This is a genomic window from Geobacter sp. SVR (assembly GCF_016865365.1).
Lineage (GTDB): Bacteria > Desulfobacterota > Desulfuromonadia > Geobacterales > Pseudopelobacteraceae > Pelotalea.
Genome location: NZ_AP024469.1, coordinates 1,952,501 through 1,973,108, shown reverse-complemented (window position 1 = coordinate 1,973,108; position 20,608 = coordinate 1,952,501). Strand labels below are relative to the sequence as shown.

The 20,608-nt window shown below is 59.2% G+C and carries 20 protein-coding genes and 2 rRNA genes (1 of these 22 only partly in view); 8 read left to right on the top strand and 14 right to left on the bottom strand.

Annotated elements, in window-relative coordinates; translation table 11 throughout:
- Positions 1-89: 89 nt before the first annotated feature.
- The 8 genes from GSVR_RS09135 to GSVR_RS09105 all read left to right on the top strand — a co-directional run bounded on the left by GSVR_RS09135 (position 90) and on the right by GSVR_RS09105 (position 5,946).
- The gene (locus GSVR_RS09135) at positions 90-1,448 is read left to right on the top strand and encodes a methyl-accepting chemotaxis protein (protein WP_239077497.1); all 1,359 of its coding nucleotides are present in this window, start codon (positions 90-92) and stop codon (positions 1,446-1,448) included.
- A 31-nt stretch (positions 1,449-1,479) separates the two neighbouring features.
- A complete protein-coding gene (locus GSVR_RS22030) occupies positions 1,480-1,677 on the top strand; it encodes a hypothetical protein (RefSeq protein ID WP_239077496.1) in 198 nt (65 codons plus the stop codon).
- Positions 1,678-1,783: 106 nt separating this feature from the next.
- A complete protein-coding gene (locus GSVR_RS09130) occupies positions 1,784-2,278 on the top strand; it encodes a chemotaxis protein CheW (protein ID WP_173196640.1) in 495 nt (164 codons plus the stop codon).
- Between the two features lie 82 nt (positions 2,279-2,360).
- Positions 2,361-2,744 carry a hypothetical protein gene (locus tag GSVR_RS09125; RefSeq protein WP_173196642.1) on the top strand — a complete coding sequence of 128 codons (384 nt, stop codon included), beginning with the start codon at positions 2,361-2,363 and terminating at the stop codon, positions 2,742-2,744.
- Between the two features lie 254 nt (positions 2,745-2,998).
- Positions 2,999-3,364: a response regulator gene (locus GSVR_RS09120; protein WP_173196643.1), complete on the top strand. Its 366-nt coding sequence runs from the start codon at positions 2,999-3,001 to the stop codon at positions 3,362-3,364.
- Positions 3,361-3,867 carry a chemotaxis protein CheX gene (locus tag GSVR_RS09115; protein ID WP_173196645.1) on the top strand — a complete coding sequence of 169 codons (507 nt, stop codon included), beginning with the start codon at positions 3,361-3,363 and terminating at the stop codon, positions 3,865-3,867. Before GSVR_RS09120 ends, GSVR_RS09115 begins: the two co-directional genes overlap by 4 nt.
- 38 nt (positions 3,868-3,905) lie before the next feature.
- Entirely contained in the window at positions 3,906-4,607 is a 702-nt protein-coding gene (locus GSVR_RS09110) for a PilZ domain-containing protein (RefSeq protein ID WP_173196647.1), read from the top strand.
- 292 nt (positions 4,608-4,899) lie between these two features.
- Entirely contained in the window at positions 4,900-5,946 is a 1,047-nt protein-coding gene (locus GSVR_RS09105) for a hotdog domain-containing protein (protein WP_173196649.1), read from the top strand.
- 42 nt (positions 5,947-5,988) lie between these two features.
- On the opposite strand, the gene GSVR_RS09100 is transcribed toward GSVR_RS09105, so the two are convergent.
- The 14 genes from GSVR_RS09100 to GSVR_RS09035 form a co-directional block, all read right to left on the bottom strand.
- Complete coding sequence (locus GSVR_RS09100; RefSeq protein WP_173196651.1) at positions 5,989-6,345, bottom strand: DUF488 domain-containing protein; 357 nt, start codon at positions 6,343-6,345, stop codon at positions 5,989-5,991.
- Between the two features lie 115 nt (positions 6,346-6,460).
- Positions 6,461-7,627, bottom strand: a complete 1,167-nt coding sequence (locus tag GSVR_RS09095) for an ABC transporter permease (protein ID WP_173196653.1) — start codon at positions 7,625-7,627, stop codon at positions 6,461-6,463.
- Positions 7,627-8,781: an ABC transporter permease gene (locus GSVR_RS09090; protein WP_173196655.1), complete on the bottom strand. Its 1,155-nt coding sequence runs from the start codon at positions 8,779-8,781 to the stop codon at positions 7,627-7,629. The genes GSVR_RS09095 and GSVR_RS09090 overlap by 1 nt, the downstream gene beginning before the upstream one ends.
- Positions 8,782-8,922: 141 nt before the next feature.
- Positions 8,923-9,612, bottom strand: a complete 690-nt coding sequence (locus GSVR_RS09085) for an ABC transporter ATP-binding protein (RefSeq protein ID WP_173196657.1) — start codon at positions 9,610-9,612, stop codon at positions 8,923-8,925.
- A 1-nt stretch (position 9,613) separates the two neighbouring features.
- Entirely contained in the window at positions 9,614-10,828 is a 1,215-nt protein-coding gene (locus GSVR_RS09080; protein ID WP_173196659.1) for an efflux RND transporter periplasmic adaptor subunit, read from the bottom strand.
- 269 nt (positions 10,829-11,097) lie between these two features.
- Positions 11,098-11,277: a twin-arginine translocase TatA/TatE family subunit gene (locus tag GSVR_RS09075; RefSeq protein ID WP_173196661.1), complete on the bottom strand. Its 180-nt coding sequence runs from the start codon at positions 11,275-11,277 to the stop codon at positions 11,098-11,100.
- Between the two features lie 29 nt (positions 11,278-11,306).
- Positions 11,307-12,068 carry a substrate-binding domain-containing protein gene (locus tag GSVR_RS09070; RefSeq protein ID WP_173196663.1) on the bottom strand — a complete coding sequence of 254 codons (762 nt, stop codon included), beginning with the start codon at positions 12,066-12,068 and terminating at the stop codon, positions 11,307-11,309.
- A 42-nt stretch (positions 12,069-12,110) separates the two neighbouring features.
- Positions 12,111-12,413: a c(7)-type cytochrome triheme domain-containing protein gene (locus GSVR_RS09065; RefSeq protein ID WP_173196665.1), complete on the bottom strand. Its 303-nt coding sequence runs from the start codon at positions 12,411-12,413 to the stop codon at positions 12,111-12,113.
- A gap of 71 nt (positions 12,414-12,484) precedes the next feature.
- The gene (locus GSVR_RS09060) at positions 12,485-13,705 is read right to left on the bottom strand and encodes an alpha-hydroxy-acid oxidizing protein (protein WP_203978848.1); all 1,221 of its coding nucleotides are present in this window, start codon (positions 13,703-13,705) and stop codon (positions 12,485-12,487) included.
- Positions 13,706-13,944: 239 nt separating this feature from the next.
- Positions 13,945-14,712 carry a LytTR family DNA-binding domain-containing protein gene (locus GSVR_RS09055; protein ID WP_173196667.1) on the bottom strand — a complete coding sequence of 256 codons (768 nt, stop codon included), beginning with the start codon at positions 14,710-14,712 and terminating at the stop codon, positions 13,945-13,947.
- Positions 14,709-16,412, bottom strand: coding sequence for a LytS/YhcK type 5TM receptor domain-containing protein (locus GSVR_RS09050; RefSeq protein ID WP_239077495.1), 1,704 nt, complete (start codon positions 16,410-16,412; stop codon positions 14,709-14,711). Before GSVR_RS09050 ends, GSVR_RS09055 begins: the two co-directional genes overlap by 4 nt.
- A gap of 412 nt (positions 16,413-16,824) precedes the next feature.
- Complete coding sequence (locus tag GSVR_RS09045) at positions 16,825-18,927, bottom strand: cache domain-containing protein (RefSeq protein WP_173196669.1); 2,103 nt, start codon at positions 18,925-18,927, stop codon at positions 16,825-16,827.
- A 202-nt stretch (positions 18,928-19,129) separates the two neighbouring features.
- Positions 19,130-19,246: ribosomal RNA gene (gene rrf / locus GSVR_RS09040) — 5S ribosomal RNA — on the bottom strand.
- Between the two features lie 141 nt (positions 19,247-19,387).
- Positions 19,388-20,608 (bottom strand): 23S ribosomal RNA (locus GSVR_RS09035) (it continues 1,730 nt past the right edge of the window).

Here is a 20,608-nt window from a genome sequence, read left to right as displayed (position 1 = left end):
GTAACCCCGCCTGCTTCTCGATAACCGGGGTTATCGGGTTTGTTTTTTCTCCCTACCCTGCCGTCCTGCAGCAAGGAGTGCATGAACACGTGAACATAACGAAAAATCTGCAGATCCGTCAGAAAGTATTCAGGACCATCGTTACCATACTGGTGGTTGCGGTCGCATCCATGGTGTGCGTTGCCATATATGACGTGCGCTATTTCGGCATCTCCTCCCTGAAGGAAAAAGGGGGCAGCCTTGCCACGATCACGGCCGAGACGATAAAGCAGGCAGTGCAGTACAGCGTGGCGGAGGACGCGGAAAAGGTCCTCAGGGGACTTCTCGCCAGCGATGCCGACGTGAGTGCCGTGGCCGTGGTTGTCCAGGGAAGTAAGGGGGAGTACGGCCTGACGCAGCAAATGAAGGCAAAGGGATATGAGTCGTTCTCCTTTGACCAGGCCCTGAAGAAGCTTGCGGCGCATCCGCCCGCCAAACGGGGCGAGGTGGTCGATCTCGACGGGTTCTCCCTGGCGGCGAAGATCGACCTGACCTCGAACGACGCCATCCAGAACGGCTATCTCGTGCTGGGCCTTAACAACGTGCGCCTCTCGCGGGAGTTGCGGACCATCGTGCCCGTCATGGTCGGCCTGGGTATTCTGCTGGTAGTGGTGGGAATCACCTGTTCGCACTTCATCACCAAGGCGATCACCAACCCGCTCAAGAATGCGGTTCGCATCGCCAATGCCATTGCCGGGGGCGATCTCGGCGTATCGGTCGAGGTGACGTCCGGTGACGAGGTCGGTCAACTGATGTCGGCCATGTCGAAAATGGTCGCCAATCTGCGGGACATGATCTCCCGGACCGTGGAGATATCGGGCAACCTCGCCTGCGCGTCCGGGCAGCTCCAGAATACGTCCAAGCAGATAGCAACCAGCGCCGAGGAGGTCGTCGCCCAGATCAACGCGGTTGCCACGGCCAGCGAGGAGATGTCCTCCACCAGCAACGAGATCTCGCGCAACTGCCAGATGGCCGCCGAAGCGTCCCACTCTACGGCGGAGGCCGCGAACACAGGGGCCGGCGTCGTCCAGGAGACCATTGCCGGCATGAGCGTCATAGCCGGCCGGGTGGAGCAGACCTCCAAGACCATAGAGGCCCTTGGTTCGCGTTCGGAACAGATCGGCGCGATTATCGGCACCATCGAGGACATCGCGGACCAGACTAACCTGCTGGCGCTCAACGCCGCCATCGAGGCGGCCCGGGCCGGGGAGCAGGGACGCGGTTTCGCGGTGGTGGCCGACGAGGTGCGGGCCCTGGCTGAGCGGACCACCAAGGCCACCCGGGAGATCGGCGAGATGATCAAGGCGATCCAGAACGAGACCAACGCGGCAGTGATGGCCATGCAGGAGGGGGGTGCACGAAGTGGAGAAGGGAACCCGCTCCTCCCGGAAGTCCGGCCAGGCCCTTGACGGCATCCTGAGCCGGATCCATGAGGTATCCATGCAGATAAACCAGATTGCCACCGCTGCGGAGCAGCAGTATGCCACGACCGGCGATGTGACGAGAAACATCCTTGCCACCACCGAGGTGATCCACCAGACGGCGCACGGAGCCGACGAGACAGCGGACTCGGCGGCCCAGTTGGCGGCCCAAGCCCAGCAATTGCAGGAGCTCGTGGGGCGTTTCAGGCTCCAATGATGCGATGGCCGGACCTTTGAGGTTTCATGAACCGCACAAGTCCGGCCGCGGGAGCTACGTAACAAGAAGAGAGTCGCACCAGTTCCCGCACAAGGAGGAAAACGCCATGTCAACCGCGCTTGCACCGATAACGGCCGACGGGTCGGCACACGAACTGATCCAATTGGTGAGTTTCAATCTCGACCAGGAGCAGTACGGCATCGATGTCCTCAAGGTCCGGGAGATCATCCGGCTACCGGGCATCACCCAGGTGCCGAACGCACCGCACTCTGTGGATGGCGTCATAAACCTGAGGGGCAAGGTGATACCCATTGTCTCCATGCGGAAAAAATTCGGCCTGCCGGAGATCGGCAGCGGTTTCCAGACCCGGATCATGGTCCTGGACGTGGCCGGAGAGCTGACGGGGTTTGTTGTGGATGAGGTATCGGAGGTGATCCGAGTCTCTGCGGGAGAAATCCAGCCGTCACCCGTCGTGGCCGCGGGCGGGATCGACCAGGAGTGCATCTGCGGCATCATCAACCAGGCTGAACGGCTTCTGGTGATTCTGGATCTGGAGCGGATGTTCCATGGCGACGGGAGATTGCAGTTCGCTTCGCCGTAAGGTGCCGGAACCAATTTCAAGGCGATGCCGGCGCCACCGGACAGGAGGGCTGCCCGGCATCCTGCCGCACGAGGAGGACCATATGATCATCATTGGTGAGGACGGGGTATCGGACGGTACGCCGGGGTTTCGGGAAGAGGCGCGGGTGCTCAGAAAGCTCGCCAACCACTGCGCCGAAGCCATGAACATACGGCTGACAGGCATCTGTCTCTATGACGGCCGGGCCTTCGGGTGCCGGGATGTCCATATCCTGGAGATGAGCGCCAACGGCAGGACGGCCTGCGTCAGGATAGTGCAGACCCTTGTGCGGGACTGCTCGGACCCGGATTCCCGCGAGCGGCTCAGGCAGAGGATACACACGGGGCTGGACAGACTGTGGCGCCCCCGGGGCAGGCCATCGGGAAATTCCCGATGCTCCCCGCCCCGTTTCCCGGGTTTCCGGGGTCGGGGATCGGCGCTACCATGAAGCACTACATTGTTACGGAAATCCCGCTGGGAAAGGAGTGCACGAATGTTGTCCAGTGAAGTCGTCAGGGTGGGGATGTTGCTGTCAAAGGGGTGCATCATCACCGGTATCCTGCTTTTTGTCTACGGTCTCAAACGTCGCGTATCCCGGAAGTCTGTGCTGTCCGCCAGGTCCGGGTGTCGGCTGCCCTGAGTTAGCGGCCCCGAACGCGCCGCCTGATAAAGAAAGGATGTTGATAAAGAAAGGATGTTGGTATGGCAAATATCATGATCGTGGACGACTCAGGTACCATGCGGAAGATCATCTCCCGCTCTCTCCGGCAGGCCGGCTTGAGGGTGGATGAAATCTACGAGGCAGGCGACGGCTTTGAAGGATTGAGCATCCTCTCTTCCGGAAAGAACGTAGGGCTCATTCTTTCGGATATCAACATGCCCAACATGGATGGTATCGAGCTCGTCAAATGCGTCAGGGCACAGGGGTGTGCCATTCCCATTGTCATGATTACCACGGAAGGGGGAGAGGACGTTATCGCAGAGGCGATCTCCAGCGGTGCCACCTGCAGCATCAAGAAACCGTTCACCCCCGAACAGCTTCAGGAAAAACTGGGAGGCCTGCTATGAGTCTCAACCCGGAAATCTCAGCAGCGGTGCACTTGTCCGAGGAACAGCTTGCCCGGTATGTCATTGACGCCACCAATGAAGTGTTTTCAACCATGGTGATGATGAATCCGGAGGACGATTATCCACTCAATACACCGGTGCATCACTTTCAATGCTCCATAACCGGCCTGGTGGGCTTTGCCGGCACCTATTCCGGGACCATCTCGATTCATTGCCCGGTACCCCTGGCACTCATGATCACCGGCAGCATGCTCGGCCTGGAGTGCCATGAGGTCGGTGACGACGTGCACGACGCTATCGGCGAGATCGCCAACATGCTGGCCGGCAACGTCAAGCAGGTGCTTTCCAAAGGGGGATTGGACGTCAGGCTCTCGATCCCGACCATAATCGCGGGAGAGGAGTACACGATCGAGACCCTGTCGGTGGGTGACTGCGTTGTAATGCCGTTCACTGTCGGCACGGAGAGATTTCTGGTGGGATTGTCCCTTACAAAAGAAGAATAGGGAATCCATGCCGGAGGATACAAGGAGAGGCAGCGCCGATGATATTCCGCGAGCATCCCATCCTGGCAATCGCATACGACGACAGGGTCCGCTGTTCCTTCACCGACAGCCTCCGGACACTCAATGTCGCGGCGGTTACTTGTGCCACCTTCCAGGAAGCGGAGGACAGGGCCGTTCAGGAGATTTTCAAGGGGGTGCTTGTTGATCTGACGACGATCATCAGAGCCAAGGGGGAGGAAAAGGTCGTGGCCTGCTCTCTTGTCAATTTTTTCCCTGTCCTGAGAGTGAAAGCGCTTGGCGCAACACTGGTGCCGATGACCATGGCCGGCGACGCAAAGCAGGCCGCGAACCTGGTCGAATTTCTGAACAAAACCTGCGTGAATTTCGTGCCAAGGAGGCTCAGGGAGTATAAACGCAGAGAGATAGTCGTCCCGACCCTGATCAGTTCCGCACGGGCACGGGAAGTCGCTGCGCGGGGTTTTACCCGGAACATCTCCTGGAACGGCATGTTCGTTGTGGATACGAACCCTGAAACGTTTGTGGTCGGCGACGAGGCAATCGTGTTGTTCCCTGATTTCGGATTCAGCATCGAGGTGGTGGTCATCAACATCCAGACGTACGGATGGGGAAGACCTCCCGGTGTCGGAGTAAAGTTCAAACATCTGGATGAGACTCTGGAAACACATCTTTCGGTACTGCTGAAGAGCGATAAGGCAAGCGATCGCGACAGGCTTGGCTGAGGGGGCCCCTCAGCCGTGGGGGATACCATGGAGCCATTGGTATTCATCGCATATGTGGTTGTTATCTACGGCGCGGTCAGGGCCTGGAGGGAATCGGGACCTTCCTTTTGCGCGGGGATCCGCACGCTTCGCACAACGGCGCGGCATATCGGAATGTTCCTGAAGCGGAAGCTGTCCCGGGGCACAGGATATCGGAGGAAAATGGCGCATAAAATTTCCTTTTACTCATGACAGGGGCTTGGTACACTCAGTATCGTTGTCTCTGACATCTTCTCCGTAAAGGAGCCGCGCCATGCCCCATCCCTCCGAAACCTCCTTCTACCGGACCCTGCCCCTCGGCAGCGACGCCGGACTGCGCCGCCGCTTCATGGTGGTGGACGAAGCGCTCCAGGGAAATCTGCGCTTCGGTCTGCTGCTGGAGTTGTTGGATGAAGTGGCGGAACAAACGGCCCTGGCCTACGTGAACCGCTTCCATCCCCAGGCGTGGGTGGTGACGGCGGCCATCGACAACATCTTCGTTCGCCATGCCGCCGATGTGACCAAAGACCTGATATGCCAGGCCCGTATCAACCATGTGGGACGTTCCTCGGTTGAGGTGGGCATCCGGGTGGAACAGCCGGGAGACCCTGCCAACCACATCGCTTCCTGTTATTTCACCATGGTGGCACGCTCCGGAACGGGCGCCGATGCGGTCAGCGTGTCGCTTCCGCCGCTGGAATACGATGGTGGGATAGAAAAGAATCGAGCCAACAAGGCCCTGGCCCGGCGTGAAGAGTACAAGCAGCAACAGGCAGCTCTGCAGGAGCCCCCCAGCAGGGAGGAATTCCTGATGCTCGCCTCGCTCCACCAGGCACAGGACGACATCGGCTTTTCCGGGCTCCTGGCCAGCCGAATGAGGGTCGGCGCATGGGAGCGCATGTATCCGGCCAAGGAGTATAACCCGCAGATGATCTTCGGTGGTTACCTGATCAGGCGAGCGTATGAACTTTCCGCCATCTGCTCGGAGCTGGTGGCCCCCGGCCGCTCCATCATCGCCGCAGTCAATCGAATCAACTTCCTGCACCCGGTCCGCCTGGGGGACAAGCTTCACTTCACCAGCCAAGTGGTGTATACCACCGGCAGCTTCGTCTGCGTAGAAGCCAACATCGAACGCCTCAGCCGTGACCGCACCAGCAAGGCCTTATCCAACTCGTGCCTTTTTACCTTCGTTCATGTAGACGATGATCTGAATCATTGTCCCGTTCCGCCGGTCTACCCCACCACCTATGCCGAGGACACCCGTTATCTGGCGGCAATGCGCAGCTTTGAGTCCATCATAGCCCACCATGCCATCATCTGAAAGGGCCCCCTCGGCCCACCAAAAGGCGTGGTGTACAGTACGCTAACGCGCCCTGAGCAGCCCATCCAGGAAGTCCTTGAGCACCAGGGCATTATTATGCTCCTGGTCGTGGGTGCTGTAGAGCAGGGTGACCTTCTCCTGTCGGGCCGCCTCCAGCAGGGGCTCCCAGGCAGAGCGGTTACCCTCCAGTTCGGCGATGTAGCGCCGCCGGAATTCCGCCCATTTGGCCGGGTCATGGTTGAACCATTTCCGCAGGGCCTCACTAGGCGCCACTTCCTTCAACCACCCTTCCATCACCAGGTTTTCCTTCTTCATCCCCCGCGGCCAGAGCCGCTCCACGAAAAACCGCCTGCCGTCCCGACTGTCAGCCGGCTCGTAGACCCGCTTGAGCTGTATCATGTGCTCGCCTCCTTCCAGGTTCAGCGGGGCGACGCTACACCGTACCCGCACCCTCACCATTCCCCGCAATTATAGCGCGGGTGCCAGTCCTTGATGCGGATCTGATCGACATCCCTCACGTCGCCCGCAGGGCCTCCACGATATTCATCCGCGCTGCCCGCACCGCCGGCAGCAAGCCCCCCACGAACCCCATCACCAGTGAAAACGCGAGAGACTTGACGGCAATTCCGATGGTCAGGCTGAAGCTGAAGGCCAGTTCGGCAAAGGTCTGCCAGTTCATGGTGGAGATGGTGATCAACTGCATGAACGAGGCGCAGGCCACTCCCAGCAGACCGCCCACCAGGCCGAGAAACAGCGCCTCCAGCACAAAGGCGGTCAGTATGCTCCCCCTGTTGAATCCCAGTGCCCGTAGCGTGCCGATCTCGATGACCCGGTTGGCAACGGCCGCATACATGGTGATCATGGCACCGATCACCGCCCCGAGAGAGAAGATCACCGTCAGGGTCAGGCCGAGGATGCGGAGGAACTTGGCCATCATCTCGGACTGGTCGGCATAGTAGCGGGTTTCACGCTTGGCCTCCAGAGTCAGGCGCGGATTGTGTTCGATGCTCGACTTTACCCGCTCGAACTCGGACGAATCCCGCAGCCGGAACAGCACCGAGGAGTAGACCGGTCGCCGAAAAGCCTGCATGAGCTGGTCCACATCCCCCCAGATCTCCGAGTTGAACCCTGTCGTGCCTGCGCTGAAGGTACCCACCACCGTCCAATCGCGCATGCCGAAACGAAGCCGTTCTCCGATCCCTCCCCCTTGGAAGCGCTCGGCAATGCTCTTGCCGGCAATAACCTCGTCCGAGCCGGGCCGGGGCATACGCCCCGCGATCAGTTGCACCTGGGGACGGAGCGCCAGCCCGGCTTTTCCCACTCCCCGGATCACCACATTGGCCGGCTTGGTGGTGCCCCGCTTGGTCAGGTTGATCAGGACCACCAGTTCCTTGTCCAGGAGCGGCTGGCCCTCCGCCCCCACGGCCACCTCGGGCAGGCTCTCCACGATGGCTGCCTGATCGCGCTCGACGCCGCTCTGCACCTCGGAGTTGGCTGACGTGCGGATGACGATGACATTGTCGTAGGAACCGGTTGCCACCAGGGTCCGTTGCAACCCCTCGGCCAGCATCAGGGTTGCGGCGAACACGAACACCACCAGGGCCATGCCCGAGGCAGTCAGGGCCGTGGTCAGGCGACGGGTCCAGAGGTTGCGCAGACTGTAGGACCAGGGAATGGCCATCAGCCGATCCTCCGCAGCCCGTCGGCGATCCGGATGGTGGCTCCCCGCCAGGTGGGAAAGACCGCCGCCACGCCCCCCACGCAGCAGGCAATAGCCAGATCCAGGCCGATGGTAGTCATGGAGATGCTGAAATAGGGAAAGTACTGGGACAGCTCGGTCTCGATCCACTGGGCGGCCGGGAAGGTGAGCACAACACCCAGCAGACCGCCCATCAAGGAGATGAACAGGGACTCGCCGAAGACAATGATACCGATGTGCCCTGCCCCGAACCCCAGACTCTTGAGGGTGGCATACTCGGCGATTCGCTCCCGGGCCGTCATGGCCATGGTGTTGGCCGCCACAACCATGATGATCACGATTACTACGTAGGAGACGATCTGGATGGCGATCATGATGGCCTCGGTCATGGAGACGAAACCCAGCTGAAAGGCCCGCTCCGTCTCGGTAAGGGTCTCGGCCAGAGAGTTCCTGAAAGTCCGGTCCACTGCCTCTGCCACCTCTGCCGCCACCTCGGGCCTGGTCACGCCGACCACGTAGAACCCTACCTGGCCGGCCCGGCGCGGAACGGTCTTTTTCAGGGTTTCGTTGAGATAGTCCCAGTGGAAAAAGAGAGCCCGTTCCTCGGTGCTCCGCTCGGCCCCCCGATAGACCCCCCGCAGGACGAACTCCCACTGGCCGGGAAAGATGGTGCCCCGCAGGGTGATCAGATCACCCGGCTTCCAGCCGTAGGTATCGGCCAGCCGCTTGCCGACGATGCACCCTTTCCGGTCGCGGATGAACGCCTCGCGCTGCTCCGGAGAAAGAACGAACTCCGGGTAAAGTTCCAGGAAGCTCTTGGGTTCCACGGCCTCGTTGGCAAAAAAATGCTTCTCATCGATGTAGATACCGCCGAACCAGTTACCGTAGGAGACGCTCTTCACCCCGGCAATGCCGCGGATCCGTTCCAGGTACGAGAGCGGAAGGGGAAAGACAAGAGAGATGGCGTTGCGGGTGATCAGGCGGGTTGCGGATGAACGCTCCACCCCCAGATACCAGAGCCCCACCAGGGTGCGCAGCATGCCAAAGGCCAGGATGGCGATGGCCACGCCGATCACGGTCAGAATCGTACGCAGACGATGGCGGAAGGCATTGCGGATGATGAGCTTGAGGATCATGGGGACCTTCAGACGTTTGCCACAGAAACAAAATCATTGGAAGTTTTTGTTAAAGCGTTTGCAGTTACGCCCCGGCTTTGCTTCTCCTTTCCTGCGCAACCTCTGGTCCTTTGTGTCTCCGTGTCTCCTGGCAGGTGTAATCTAGCCGGTCAGCAAACCCTTTTCCAGATGCCGGATGGTGTGGGCCTTGTCCGCGGCACGGGGGTCGTGGGTCACCATGATGATGGTCTTGCCGAACTCTCCCACCAGCCGCGCCATCAGGGACAGGATTTCCTCGGCCGAGACCCGGTCCAGGTCGCCGGTCGGCTCGTCCGCCACCAGGATGGCCGGATCGCTGACAATGGCCCGGGCAATGGCGACCCGTTGCTGCTGGCCTCCGGAGAGCTGGGAGGGGTAATGGTCCCTGCGGTCGGTCAGGTTGACCACCTCCAGGGCCAGCTCCACGTGCGCCCTGCGCTCCTTGCGGGAAAGGGAGGTCAACAGCAGCGGCAACTCGATGTTCTCGAAAGCGGTCAGGACCGGCATCAGATTGTAGAATTGGAAGATGAAGCCGACGTTGGCGCTTCGCCAAAGGGCCAGTTCCGTCTCCGTCAGAGAGGTGATCTCCACCCCGCCCACCCGGATCGTGCCGCTGTCGGCCTTGTCGATGCCGGCGATCAGGTTGAGCAGGGTACTCTTGCCCGATCCGGACGGCCCCATCAGGGCCAGGAACTCCCCCTCGGAGATGGCGAAGGATATCCGCTCCAGCACCGGGATGAGCTGACTGCCGCGGCGGTACGACTTGGAGAGGTCGCGAATCTCGACTATGGGGGGTAGCGTGCCGCGCTCCACGTTACTTCTCCGCCGTTTTGATGCGGCTCCCGTCCTTCAGCCGCTCCAGCGGCTTCAGGGCCACCTTGTCCCCTGCCTTGGCCCCGGCCAGAATCTCCACTTGGTCGCCGATGCGCCTCCCCACGGTCACGGGGACCTCCTTCACCCGGTCACCTGCAATCAGGTAGATGCAGTCCCTGTTGTCGCGCTTGACCACAGCCGCCGGGTTGACCGCCGTGCGCGGCCGTTTCTCGTCCGCCGTCACCTGCCGTTGCAGGAAGGCCACCCGGGCACTCATCTCCGGGAGGATGCGGCTGTCCAGGCGGTCAAAACGGACCTTGGCCAGCACCGTTGCCTTGGAGCGGTCCGCAGTGGGAACGATCATATGTACCGTCCCGCTGAAGCGGGTTTCCGGCAGGGCGTCCAACTGGATCTCGCAGGGCTGTCCCTGCCTGACCTTTTGCAGGCTGGACTCGGAGACATCCGCCTCCACCTGGAGCGAGCCCATGTCAGCCATGGTTACCACGGCCGCCTTGGCGTTGACCGCCGCACCGATGGGAGTGACGATATCCCCCACGTCAGCATCCTTGGTCAGCACCACGCCGTCGAAAGGGGCCCGGATGAGAGTGTAGTCGACAGCCACATCGGCCCCCCTGAGGGCGGCCCGGGCTGCGTCAATAGCCGCACGCCCCGCTGCCACCCCGGCCACGGCCCTCTTGTAGCGCGCCTCGCTGGCGTCCAGGTCGGCCTGGGCCACCACCCCCTGGCTCAGCAGCTCTTTGTTGCGGTTAAAGGTCAGGGTGGCATCCTTCAACTCCGCCTCAGCCTGCGCCAGGACAGCACGGGAGTTCACCAGGTTGGCCGCCGCCTGTCTCCGGTTGGCCGTCACATCCTCGTTTTCCAGGCGGGCGATGACCTGCCCGCCCCTGACCCGGCTCCCCTCCTCCACCCCGAGCCATACCAGGCGGCCGGTAGTCTTGGCCGCCACCGCCGACTTGCGCTGGGCCACCACGTATCCGCTGGCATTCAGCAGGCTGAAGCTCTGGGAAGGATAGACCTGGGAAACCACCGCCGTTTCCACCTCGACCCGCGGGGAAAAAAGCCCTTTGAAGGCCAGCACCGCGGTCAGCGCCACACATGCCCCTCCCAGCCACCAGGCAAGCCGTTTCCAGCGGCGGCGAGGTCGATAGTCACCCCCCGTCTTGTCGATTCTCAACCCGCTCAGGTCTTCCGCCATAGCCCGCCACTCCGGTAGATTCCGATGGGTAATGTGTACACCCTGAACAGGATAAAAGCAAATGAATCGCCGCTTGCCAGGCGTCCGGCCAACCTCGGGCGAGGGAGCCGGAGTGGATGTATCAAAATGTATGAAATTTTGTGAAGGGGAGAGGCGGGGAGAGAATGGGACAAATAACATTTCCATCACGTCCCATCACTCATAAGAATGATGGGACGTTTGTTTTGTGACACGGCGGGTATACACGAGTGACATGCCGGCCTGTTGTTTCACGAGTCTGCTTCGCGTTTCTGTTCCGAATCCAGCCTGACCGGTTCGTCAACGGCCCGGCGAAATCCTCTGATGGCTCCCCCCAGAGAGGCCCCCAACTGGGGAAGTTTCGCCGGCCCGAAAATCAACAGTGCCAAGGTCAGAATAATAAATAGTTCCGGCATTCCCAATCCAAACATACCAACCTCCCTGACTCGTGTGCTGACGGTTATTTTCTGTTTCCAATCTGTGCGTAGGCATCGATAACCGTACGCAGCAGGGCAGATGGTTCACCCAGTGTGACAAAGGCAAAGGGGCGCTCCACCTTTTTGCTTTCAACGATGGTTACCTTATTCCGGTCAACGAAACCGATCCCCAGTCCGCCGATACCGGCCTCATCTTGGGCCACATCGTCGTTCACCTTTTTGACAAAGTCCACGGCTTTTCCATGAGAGGCATACTCCTGTCCCCCCATGACCATCTGCTTTATCAGCCCCCTGGTGGCACTGGCCTTGGCATCGGTATAAACCGTTATTGGCAGGTCCTTGCCCCCCAGCTCTTTCCAGTTCGTGATCTTGCCGGTATGGATGTCCCGAATCTGTTCCCAGCTCAACCTGGTGACCCGGTTTGACGGGTGGACAATGAATACCACCTCGGAGGTGCCGACCACATGCAGCTTCAGGTTGGCCGGTGCATCTTTCAGTCCGGCGGATTTGGCAGCCTGAATGGTTGCCTCCAGGGAGGCCGAAGCCAGAGAGGCATCGCTGCGCCCCTCCACCAGGTCGATCAGCCCCTTGCCCGCAGTACTCGTTGTCACCGTTAAGGTGTGGCCGGTAGTTTTTTCCACCACAGCCTTGTTCGGGGTTATCAGATCACTGACGACGCTTGCGGCGCCGCTCAGCCGGACTTCAGCAGCCCGGGAGTTCACCGCCAGAACGAGCATCAGCAGAGCACCACCGCAGATTCCGGTGATTCGACGGGTAATTCTCATGTCAGGTTCTCCTTTCCAGACCTATCGTATGTGGCGACGAATTCACATCTTCCGGTGGCACTGTTCGCACTCGTTGAACACCTTGGTACCGTTGTGGCAGGCAAAGCAGCCCTTGTCGCTGAAATGATCGTCCATGGTGATCAGGTCCTTTTTCCATGTATTGAAAAGCGCACTGTGGCAATCCGCGCAGACCAGGCCCTTTGACGCGTGCAGCCGCCCATCGAAGATTACCTTTCCCTGGCCTGCCCCGCCGTACAGCAAGGCTTTGCCCCCTCCCGTGGCAGATACGGTGCCGGCCAGCAGGATGAGCAGCCCGCCGATTGCGCATGATGTTACGTATCTCATGATTGTCTCCCCTATGTGGCGAAACGGGGAGCGACACTCAGTGCCCGCCCCGGCCCTCCTCCGGATGCCCTTCAGATGATGATGCTTCTGCTTACGTTTTTCACGTCCGCCGTACCGGTCAACGTCATAGCTACCACCAATTCGTCCTGCATCTTCTTCAGCATGAGCGCCACCCCCTCGGCACCACCACCAACCGAGCCTCTGACCAACGGACGCCCCACAAGAACGGCACTGGCTCCCAGGGCCAGCATCTTCAACACATCGCCACCGTATCGCACGCCACCATCCGCCAGGATCAATAGTTTCCCTTTGACTTTGTCGGCAATGGCCGGCAATACCTGAGCGGTTCCCGGGGTATGATCCAGTACCCGGCCACCGTGGTTCGACACTACGATGCCGGCGGCGCCGACTTCATAGGCCATGACCGCCTCTTCGGGGGTCATGACCCCTTTGATCACGAATGGCAGTTTGGTGGACCGGGCAATTTCCCTGAGCTGCTTCAGCGATTTGGGCTCAACGGTTTTACCCGGCAGGGCACGGGATGCGCGGCCTGCCGAATCGATGTCCAGGGCGAAAATGGGAACACCGACCTGTTCCAGCAGCCGGATGCGCTCGATAATCTCGGTTTGTGTGCGGGGCTTGATCTGCGCCACAGCACGGCCACGGTACTTGGCCACCGTCTTCAGCCGCGTCTCGTACACCGACAGCGGATCACCGATACCGTCGGCGGCAAATCCCATGGTACCGGCCTGGACGCAGCCACCGATGATTCCCTCGGCGTACTCCTCTTCGCTGACCTTTCCCCCCAAGCCCATGTTATAGGTGACACCGCCGGTGACCCCTGAGAGGATGGGCATGGAGAGCTTTGCCCCGAACAGGGTCAGAGAGGTGTCCGGTTTTTTAACCTCATGGAACGTGAGCATCCTGAGGTTATATGCGGCAAGGGCCTGAAGGTTATTGCGGAAGGCCTTGCCCGAATCGATTCCCCCCATGCCGGGTACTTCTCCGGAACAGGCTACCCCGTCGCACTCGGGGCACACCCGGCAGCGCGGATACATCTTTTCCCGGGCAACCTTGAGCACGTCGGAAAGCTTTTTGGCTCCCCCGCCTGCAGCAGCATCCGAAGCCTTCTTGGCCGCCTGTTTGGAATCTTCGGCAGCCTGGGCTTCACTGCGGCCCGCAGCCTGCACCGCCAGCATGCCGGCACCCACCACCGCAGCGGTCTTGATAAAACTCCGCCGGCTCACTCCCCCCCGCTCCTGTTCAGCCGATTCGATCAGTTCTTCCATCATGGTTTGATCTCCTTCTTTTCGGGTTAAGTCCTGTGAGCCCTTCTCCCGATGCCGGCTTGTGCCGGGGCTCAGAAGAGCGCCAGACTTCGTGACCTTACTATAGCGAAGAGGATGATGGCGGGTAAGCAGAACGTACCGAGTGGCACAAAAGGGGTGCTGAATGGCACGATTACGTGCTGAATGGTTGATATGGCCAGAGGAAAAGTGAGGATGGAGGAGAATTGGGAATGTCGGGACTGCTATGAGCTCAGAATCAGGCGTTCTTTCAGATCTTTGGCATTGTACCTGCTGACCAGGACTTCACTGCGCGCAGCGTCGTTCATCACCAGTTTACAACTGCCGCTGAACCAGGGGATGATCTCGATGATACCCTTCAGGTTGACCAAGGTGTTGCGATGCACCCTGACGAACGAGAACGGCGCCAGAACCTCTTCCAGGGCGGAGAGGCTGCTGCGGGACATATACGTTTCCCGCGCCGTGTGCACCAGAGTCTCCCGTTCGGTCCGGCTGATAAAAAGGATATCTTCAGGGGCGATCGGGAGGGTTTTACCCCGCTTGTGCACCAGAAGACGCTTGCCCGCAGCAAGACCTGCACTTTCCTGAAAACCGTTGCCGATGGTATGACCGTCGCCATGGCGGCTGCGCATGGATTTTTCCGCCTTGTTGATGGAGTGTGCAACCCGCTCCATGGTGAATGGCTTGAGAATGTAATCCGTGGCATCCACATCGAACGCCTCCACGGCAAACTCATGATGGGCGGTGGCAAAGACGATCTGGGGAGAATTGGGCAGTTCAGCAAGCATCTGCGCCAGGTCGATGCCGCTCAGTCCCGGCATCTGAATATCCAGAAAAACCATGTCCGGTCGTGTTTCCCTGATTCCCTTCAGTCCCTGGGAGGGGGTCGAAGATTCCCCCAGAATGGTCACACCGTCGATCTGCTCCAGCAGGTAACGTAATTCTCTGCGGGCCGGAGCCTCGTCGTCGATTATGTAGACCGATATCCTCATGGGATCACCGGTATGCAGAACCGCACGGTCGTCCCTTTGCCGGGCTCGCTGGAGATATGCAGGGAGTTCTCCTTGCCGTACAGGGCAGCCAGGCGGCCGTTCACGTTCCGGAGGGCCAGACCAAGTCCCCCTTCGGAACGCGGCCCGGGACCGGGCACGAGCAGCTGGGCGATTCGCTCCGGCGCCATGCCGACACCGTTGTCCCTGACGTAGATATTGACCGTATCGCCGGTTCTGTGAGCTCCCACATGGATCACGCCGCCCCCCTCCTTGGGCAGGATGCCGTGGCGGATGCCGTTTTCCACCAGCGGTTGCAGTATCAGTGACGGCACCTTGCACGACAGGGTTTCCTCATCAACCTCGTAGACAACGGCTAGACGCTCCTCGAACCGGGCCTTTTCAATGGCAACGTAGGCGTCGCAGTGTTCCAGTTCGGTGGCCAGGTCCACCCGGTCGCCAGAGGGACTGATATTTTTTCTGAAAAATTCCGCCAGTTTGACCAGCAGACAGGAAGCGGTCTGAGGATCGGTGCGGGTGTAGCTGATGATGGTGGAGATGGCATTGAAGAGAAAATGGGGATTGATCTGAGCCTGGAGCGCCTTGATCTCCGCCTCCGCCACCAACTTGCGCTGTGTTTCGATCTCCCCCAGCTCCAACTGGCTGGAAAAGAGGGGGGCGAGACCACCGGCCAGTTCGACGTCCAGCCGGGTAACACCCTTTTCCTCCACGCGGTACAGCACCATAACCCCCACGGTCTTGTCCCACTTTTTCAGGGGGGCTGCAATGGCCGAACCGAATTCGCCCGGCTGGCCGGGATAGCCGATTTCCTCCCGGGTGGCGGCTATGGTAAGGCTTCCTGATTCCCGGACGCGCTGAACGATAGCCGCCGGCCCATCCCCGGTGGATTGTCCAGGTCCCCGTCCTTCATGAGCCAGTATTTCGTTTTCACCATACAGGGATACCGCGGCGAGCCCGGTCATGTCGCGGATGATCTGGGCGGTTCTGACGGCAGATTCATGGGTAAGCCCATGGCGCAGGTAGGGAAGTGTGCTGGAGGCGATCGAAAGGGTAATCTGGGCCTGTTGAGCCATCAAGCGTTCCTGCTCCCGTGTCACGGAGGCAAGGACTTCCACCAGGATGGCGATGCCGAACGCGTTGGAAAGGATCGTCGGAAGGGCAATCGCCTCAACCGCTGCCAGCGCACTGTCGAACGGCCGAGCCAGCAGCAGTATCATGCCCATCTTGATCGATTCGATGACCACGCCGGTCAGAAAGGCAACCGCGGCATCGTATTGTTTGCGTTGCAGGCTGCGGTAGACCAGTGCAGCCACCACCCCTTCCAGCAGGGTACCGATACCGCATGCAAGAGAAGTCAGGCCGCCGATATCGACAAAGAAACGATGGCTGCCGGCAATAAGACCAGCCGCCAGCCCGACCAGCGGTCCCCCCAGAATCCCTCCCATGGCAACCGGGACACCGCGCAGGTTGGCAATGGCTCCCTGCACGGGAAAGGCGTAATAATTGGCAAGAACACCGGCCAAGCCGAAGTAAACGGCATATATCAGTTTCTCCCATCCATTGGCAGTGCCGGTCAGAAGCCTACGGCAAAGCTCGAACCGCATCATGAGGAAGAAGACGATTGCCAGCAGCCCCAGGCGCTCGAAGAGATCCAAACTCAGACTTACGATTTGATTGTCCATGGATTTCGCGATGTATTACAAACAGTCAAGATTGTTTGAAAGCGTTTCTATGAAAGCATAACCGTAGCATCTTGTTCTTGATAGCGTCAAAATAATTTTGGAACGTTATCTACAGGGCTTTGACTGGTGTTAATCCACCGAAGCTGTACGCCTCCCGATTTCACTGTAGATATCGTGTGGGCTATCGAGAGGGGGGAGACCTGGATAAAGAGCAACACCTTATCAAGCAGGTAGTACTGCAGTACCCGCGTTGAAATGCAAAAAGCCCCGTCATCGTCGTGATGAACGGGGCTTTTACGACGTTATTATTCCTGGCGCCCGGCTTTCCCGCGCAGCTTCCCGTGTAGTGTCAACAGCCCTGAAGGATGTAGCTTCCCCTATTCGAAAAGAGGAATGCGTATAACGTTTTCCTTCAGATACGCACCTTGATGACGGCCAGCAGATCGTTGACGTAGGCTCCGTCACGCTTGTACTCGCGGTAGCCGGCGGAATGAGCGCAGCCCACGGCGTAGAGTTTGTCACTCTCGGATACCAGATGCGAGGTGGACTGGCCGCTGTCGAGCTGACAGAAGATGCTGGCCAGATCAACCTTGTCCCCGGGTTTGATATCCGGATTGGTGGAAGCGATTACCTTGCCGTTGGGCTCCACGAACATCCCTTCCGAACCGTCCAGGATGTGGCCCATGCCGTCTCGCGGCAGGGCGTCGTTCAGCATGGACAGGAACTGGGGCACGGAGTCGAAGACGATGCCGATGCCGCCCAGCACCGCTCCTCCGCGGGTGAGGGAAGTGATGGGAGCATTGTAAATGTAGGTGTGCCGCGCCACGCCATGCTCCTCGTAAAGGTCCGAGGCCTCGAAGGACGAGACGCGGTAGAGCTGGGAGTCGCTGATGGCAAGGGTTTCGGCCACATAACGCTCATTCAGCATCCGGCCTTCCTGGCGGTGTTCGTCCGGGTTGGAGCAGGCCAGGATCTTTCCTTCGCGGTTGTAGACAAAGAGGTTGGGGTACACCGTGTAAAGGCTGTTGATGTAGGTCAGTATCTCGCGCATGCGATGGCGATCGGCCTCGCGCAGGGTGGTTTCTTCCAGCATACGCCGGAAATCCGAGGTCAGTGCCCACCAACGGCAGTCGTTGGCTCGCTCGTAGAGATTGCGGTCCATGATGTCGATGGCCAGGGCAGCCAGAAACTGCACGTCATGCAGGCGCGAGGAGGTGACGAGCCTGAGCAGTCCGCCGGTCGAAGCCTGGAAAACCTGCTGCACCTGATCGCCGATCTTTTTGATCTCGCTTAAGACATAGGGCAGAGCCTGAGCCTCGACCCGCTCTGTGGCGTCAGCCTGCACGGACTTCCTGGCCGCCATGATCTCGCCATTTTGCACCATCAATTCCAGATCGGACAGTACATCCTCCGAGGCCTCCTCAACCCTGATCAGGCGGCCGGAAAAGATGGCGTTGCGACGTATGGTGGCCTCGTCCAGGCTGTGGCGGCTGGAGCCGTCTTTGAAGGCGGTGCCCACACGTTTAAGGACCTGTCCATACCAAGGCAAGCCCCAAAATCCCTGGTAGCCTTTGGTGGCCAGAGTCTTGGACAGATAGGGCTCGCCGTCGAGCTGGATCATGGTGAAGTCATCGTGCAGGGAGAAGGGATAGCGCCGGCCGCCAGGAGCCTTGGTTGGATCGCTCGTGGCGATGGCCCTCCCGGTTTCGTCGAGGATCAGGATGACCGTATCCTCGGAGAAATTTTCCAGGTTCTGAAAAACGCTCATCATTTCGCCGTTGAAATCAAAGACCAGGCACAGCACGCCTATGGCTGTGCCGGTGGTGGGGTCTTTGATGGCCTGAGAATACAGCAGCACGTCTCCGCGCCCCGGAACCAGGTCGCTTTGGCGGTAGGTCTCGACATAGGAAGGGGCGGCCAGAGTTTCGGCGATGAGCGGATCAGCACTGTGGGATATGGGGTTGTCGTAGTCGAGATGAGCCCGCACATGCCCGGCCACATCGAGAATGATGATCTCGGTGTAGACGGTGTATTTATTGCGGTATTCGAGAAGCCGTTCCTCTATGTGGGCTGTAGCGGCGCTGTCCGAGAACATGCCAGAGACTACATTGTCGTGGCAGGCCAAAGCGTTACGGTCGTAAGCCGGACTCAAAAGAAACTGCACGATGTCGTCATCGGTGGCCAAAAACCCCACGTCGGCCGTGCGCTCGAACAGGTTGCGCTTGAGAATGTCAATGGCCACCTGGGCAACGGCTGCGATTTCGAGGATTACCTTTTGGGTGTTTTCCTGAACCAGGGTATCGACGAGATTTTCCTGCAAGACCGAAAAATTGGCCTGGGTACCGTTGATGAAGTCGATCAGCGTCTGGGCAATGCGGCTGCAATTGATCTTGCCGGTGAGTGTGGCCCGCGTCCACTGCCTGTCCAGGCGGCTGAGCATCTCCTGGCATTGCTCGACATCCGGCATGCCCCTCAGCAGGACCCGTTCATGTTTTTCGATAAGTTCCTTGTTCACGGCCCCTCCTGAGGTATAAAAAAAGGCGCCCCATTCACTGAATGGCGGCGCCTTTGCCGGATTCCGATACAATTGTGCAGGATATGGAGACCTACATGTTTTGCACGACACACCTACGTGGGGTATGCCGAAGCGGTTTCGACGCTGACGTGCAAAGAGCCCTGTTCATCGTAATGATGAACAGGGCTCTTTTTGTAATTATTCCCGGCGGCGACCTACTTTCCCACACAGCTGCCCGTGCAGTATCATCGGCCCTGAGGGACTTAACTTCCGTGTTCGGGATGGGAACGGGTGTGGCCCCCTCGGCATAGCCACCGAGAAATCGGCAGTAAAGACATTTGGGCAAACGTCTCTACAAATCGTTATCAATTGCATTCGTGGTGTTTGTTCAGGCTGTATATCTGGTGGATATATCCGGCCTGGGGGAAGGAGACCTTCCCCCGAGCCGTATTTCATTTTTATGGTCAAGCCTCACGGCCGATTAGTACTGGTCAGCTAAACACATTGCTGTGATTACACACCCAGCCTATCAACGTTGTGGTCTACAACGGGCCTTCAGGGGTTGTTACACCCAGGGATACCTAATCTTGAAGGAGGCTTCCCGCTTAGATGCTTTCAGCGGTTATCCTTTCCGTACATAGCTACCCAGCGACTGCGCCTGGCGGCACAACTGGAACACTAGCGGTACGTCCATCCCGGTCCTCTCGTACTAAGGACAGCTCTTCTCAAGTATCCTGCGCCCACGGTAGATAGGGACCAAACTGTCTCACGACGTTTTAAACCCAGCTCGCGTACCGCTTTAATTGGCGAACAGCCAAACCCTTGGGACCTACTTCAGCCCCAGGATGCGATGAGCCGACATCGAGGTGCCAAACCTCCCCGTCGATGTGAACTCTTGGGGGAGATCAGCCTGTTATCCCCGGAGTACCTTTTATCCGTTGAGCGACGGCCCTTCCATACAGAACCGCCGGATCACTATGACCTACTTTCGTACCTGCTCGACTTGTGGGTCTCGCAGTCAAGCTCCCTTATGCCATTGCACTCTACGCCCGGTTTCCAATCGGGCTGAGGGAACCTTCGCGCGCCTCCGTTACTCTTTGGGAGGCGACCGCCCCAGTCAAACTACCCACCAGACAGTGTCCCCGACCCGGATTACGGGCCCAGGTTAGACATCCAAAACAACCAGGGTGGTATTTCAAGGACGACTCCACCGACACTAGCGTGCCAGCTTCATAGTCTCCCACCTATCCTACACAAGCTATTCCGAATGTCACTGTCAAGCTATAGTAAAGGTTCACGGGGTCTTTCCGTCTTACCGCGGGTACTCGGCATCTTCACCGAGAATTCAATTTCGCTGAGCCACTGGTTGAGACAGCGCGGAAATCGTTACGCCATTCGTGCAGGTCGGAACTTACCCGACAAGGAATTTCGCTACCTTAGGACCGTTATAGTTACGGCCGCCGTTTACTGGGGCTTCGGTTCAAAGCTTCGCTTGCGCTAACAAATCCCCTTAACCTTCCAGCACCGGGCAGGCGTCAGACCCTATACATCGTCTTACGACTTAGCAGAGTCCTGTGTTTTTAGTAAACAGTCGCTACCGCCATTTCTCTGCGACCCTCTTCGGCTTCACGTGCGAATCGCTACACCTAATGAGGGCACACCTTATCCCGAAGTTACGGTG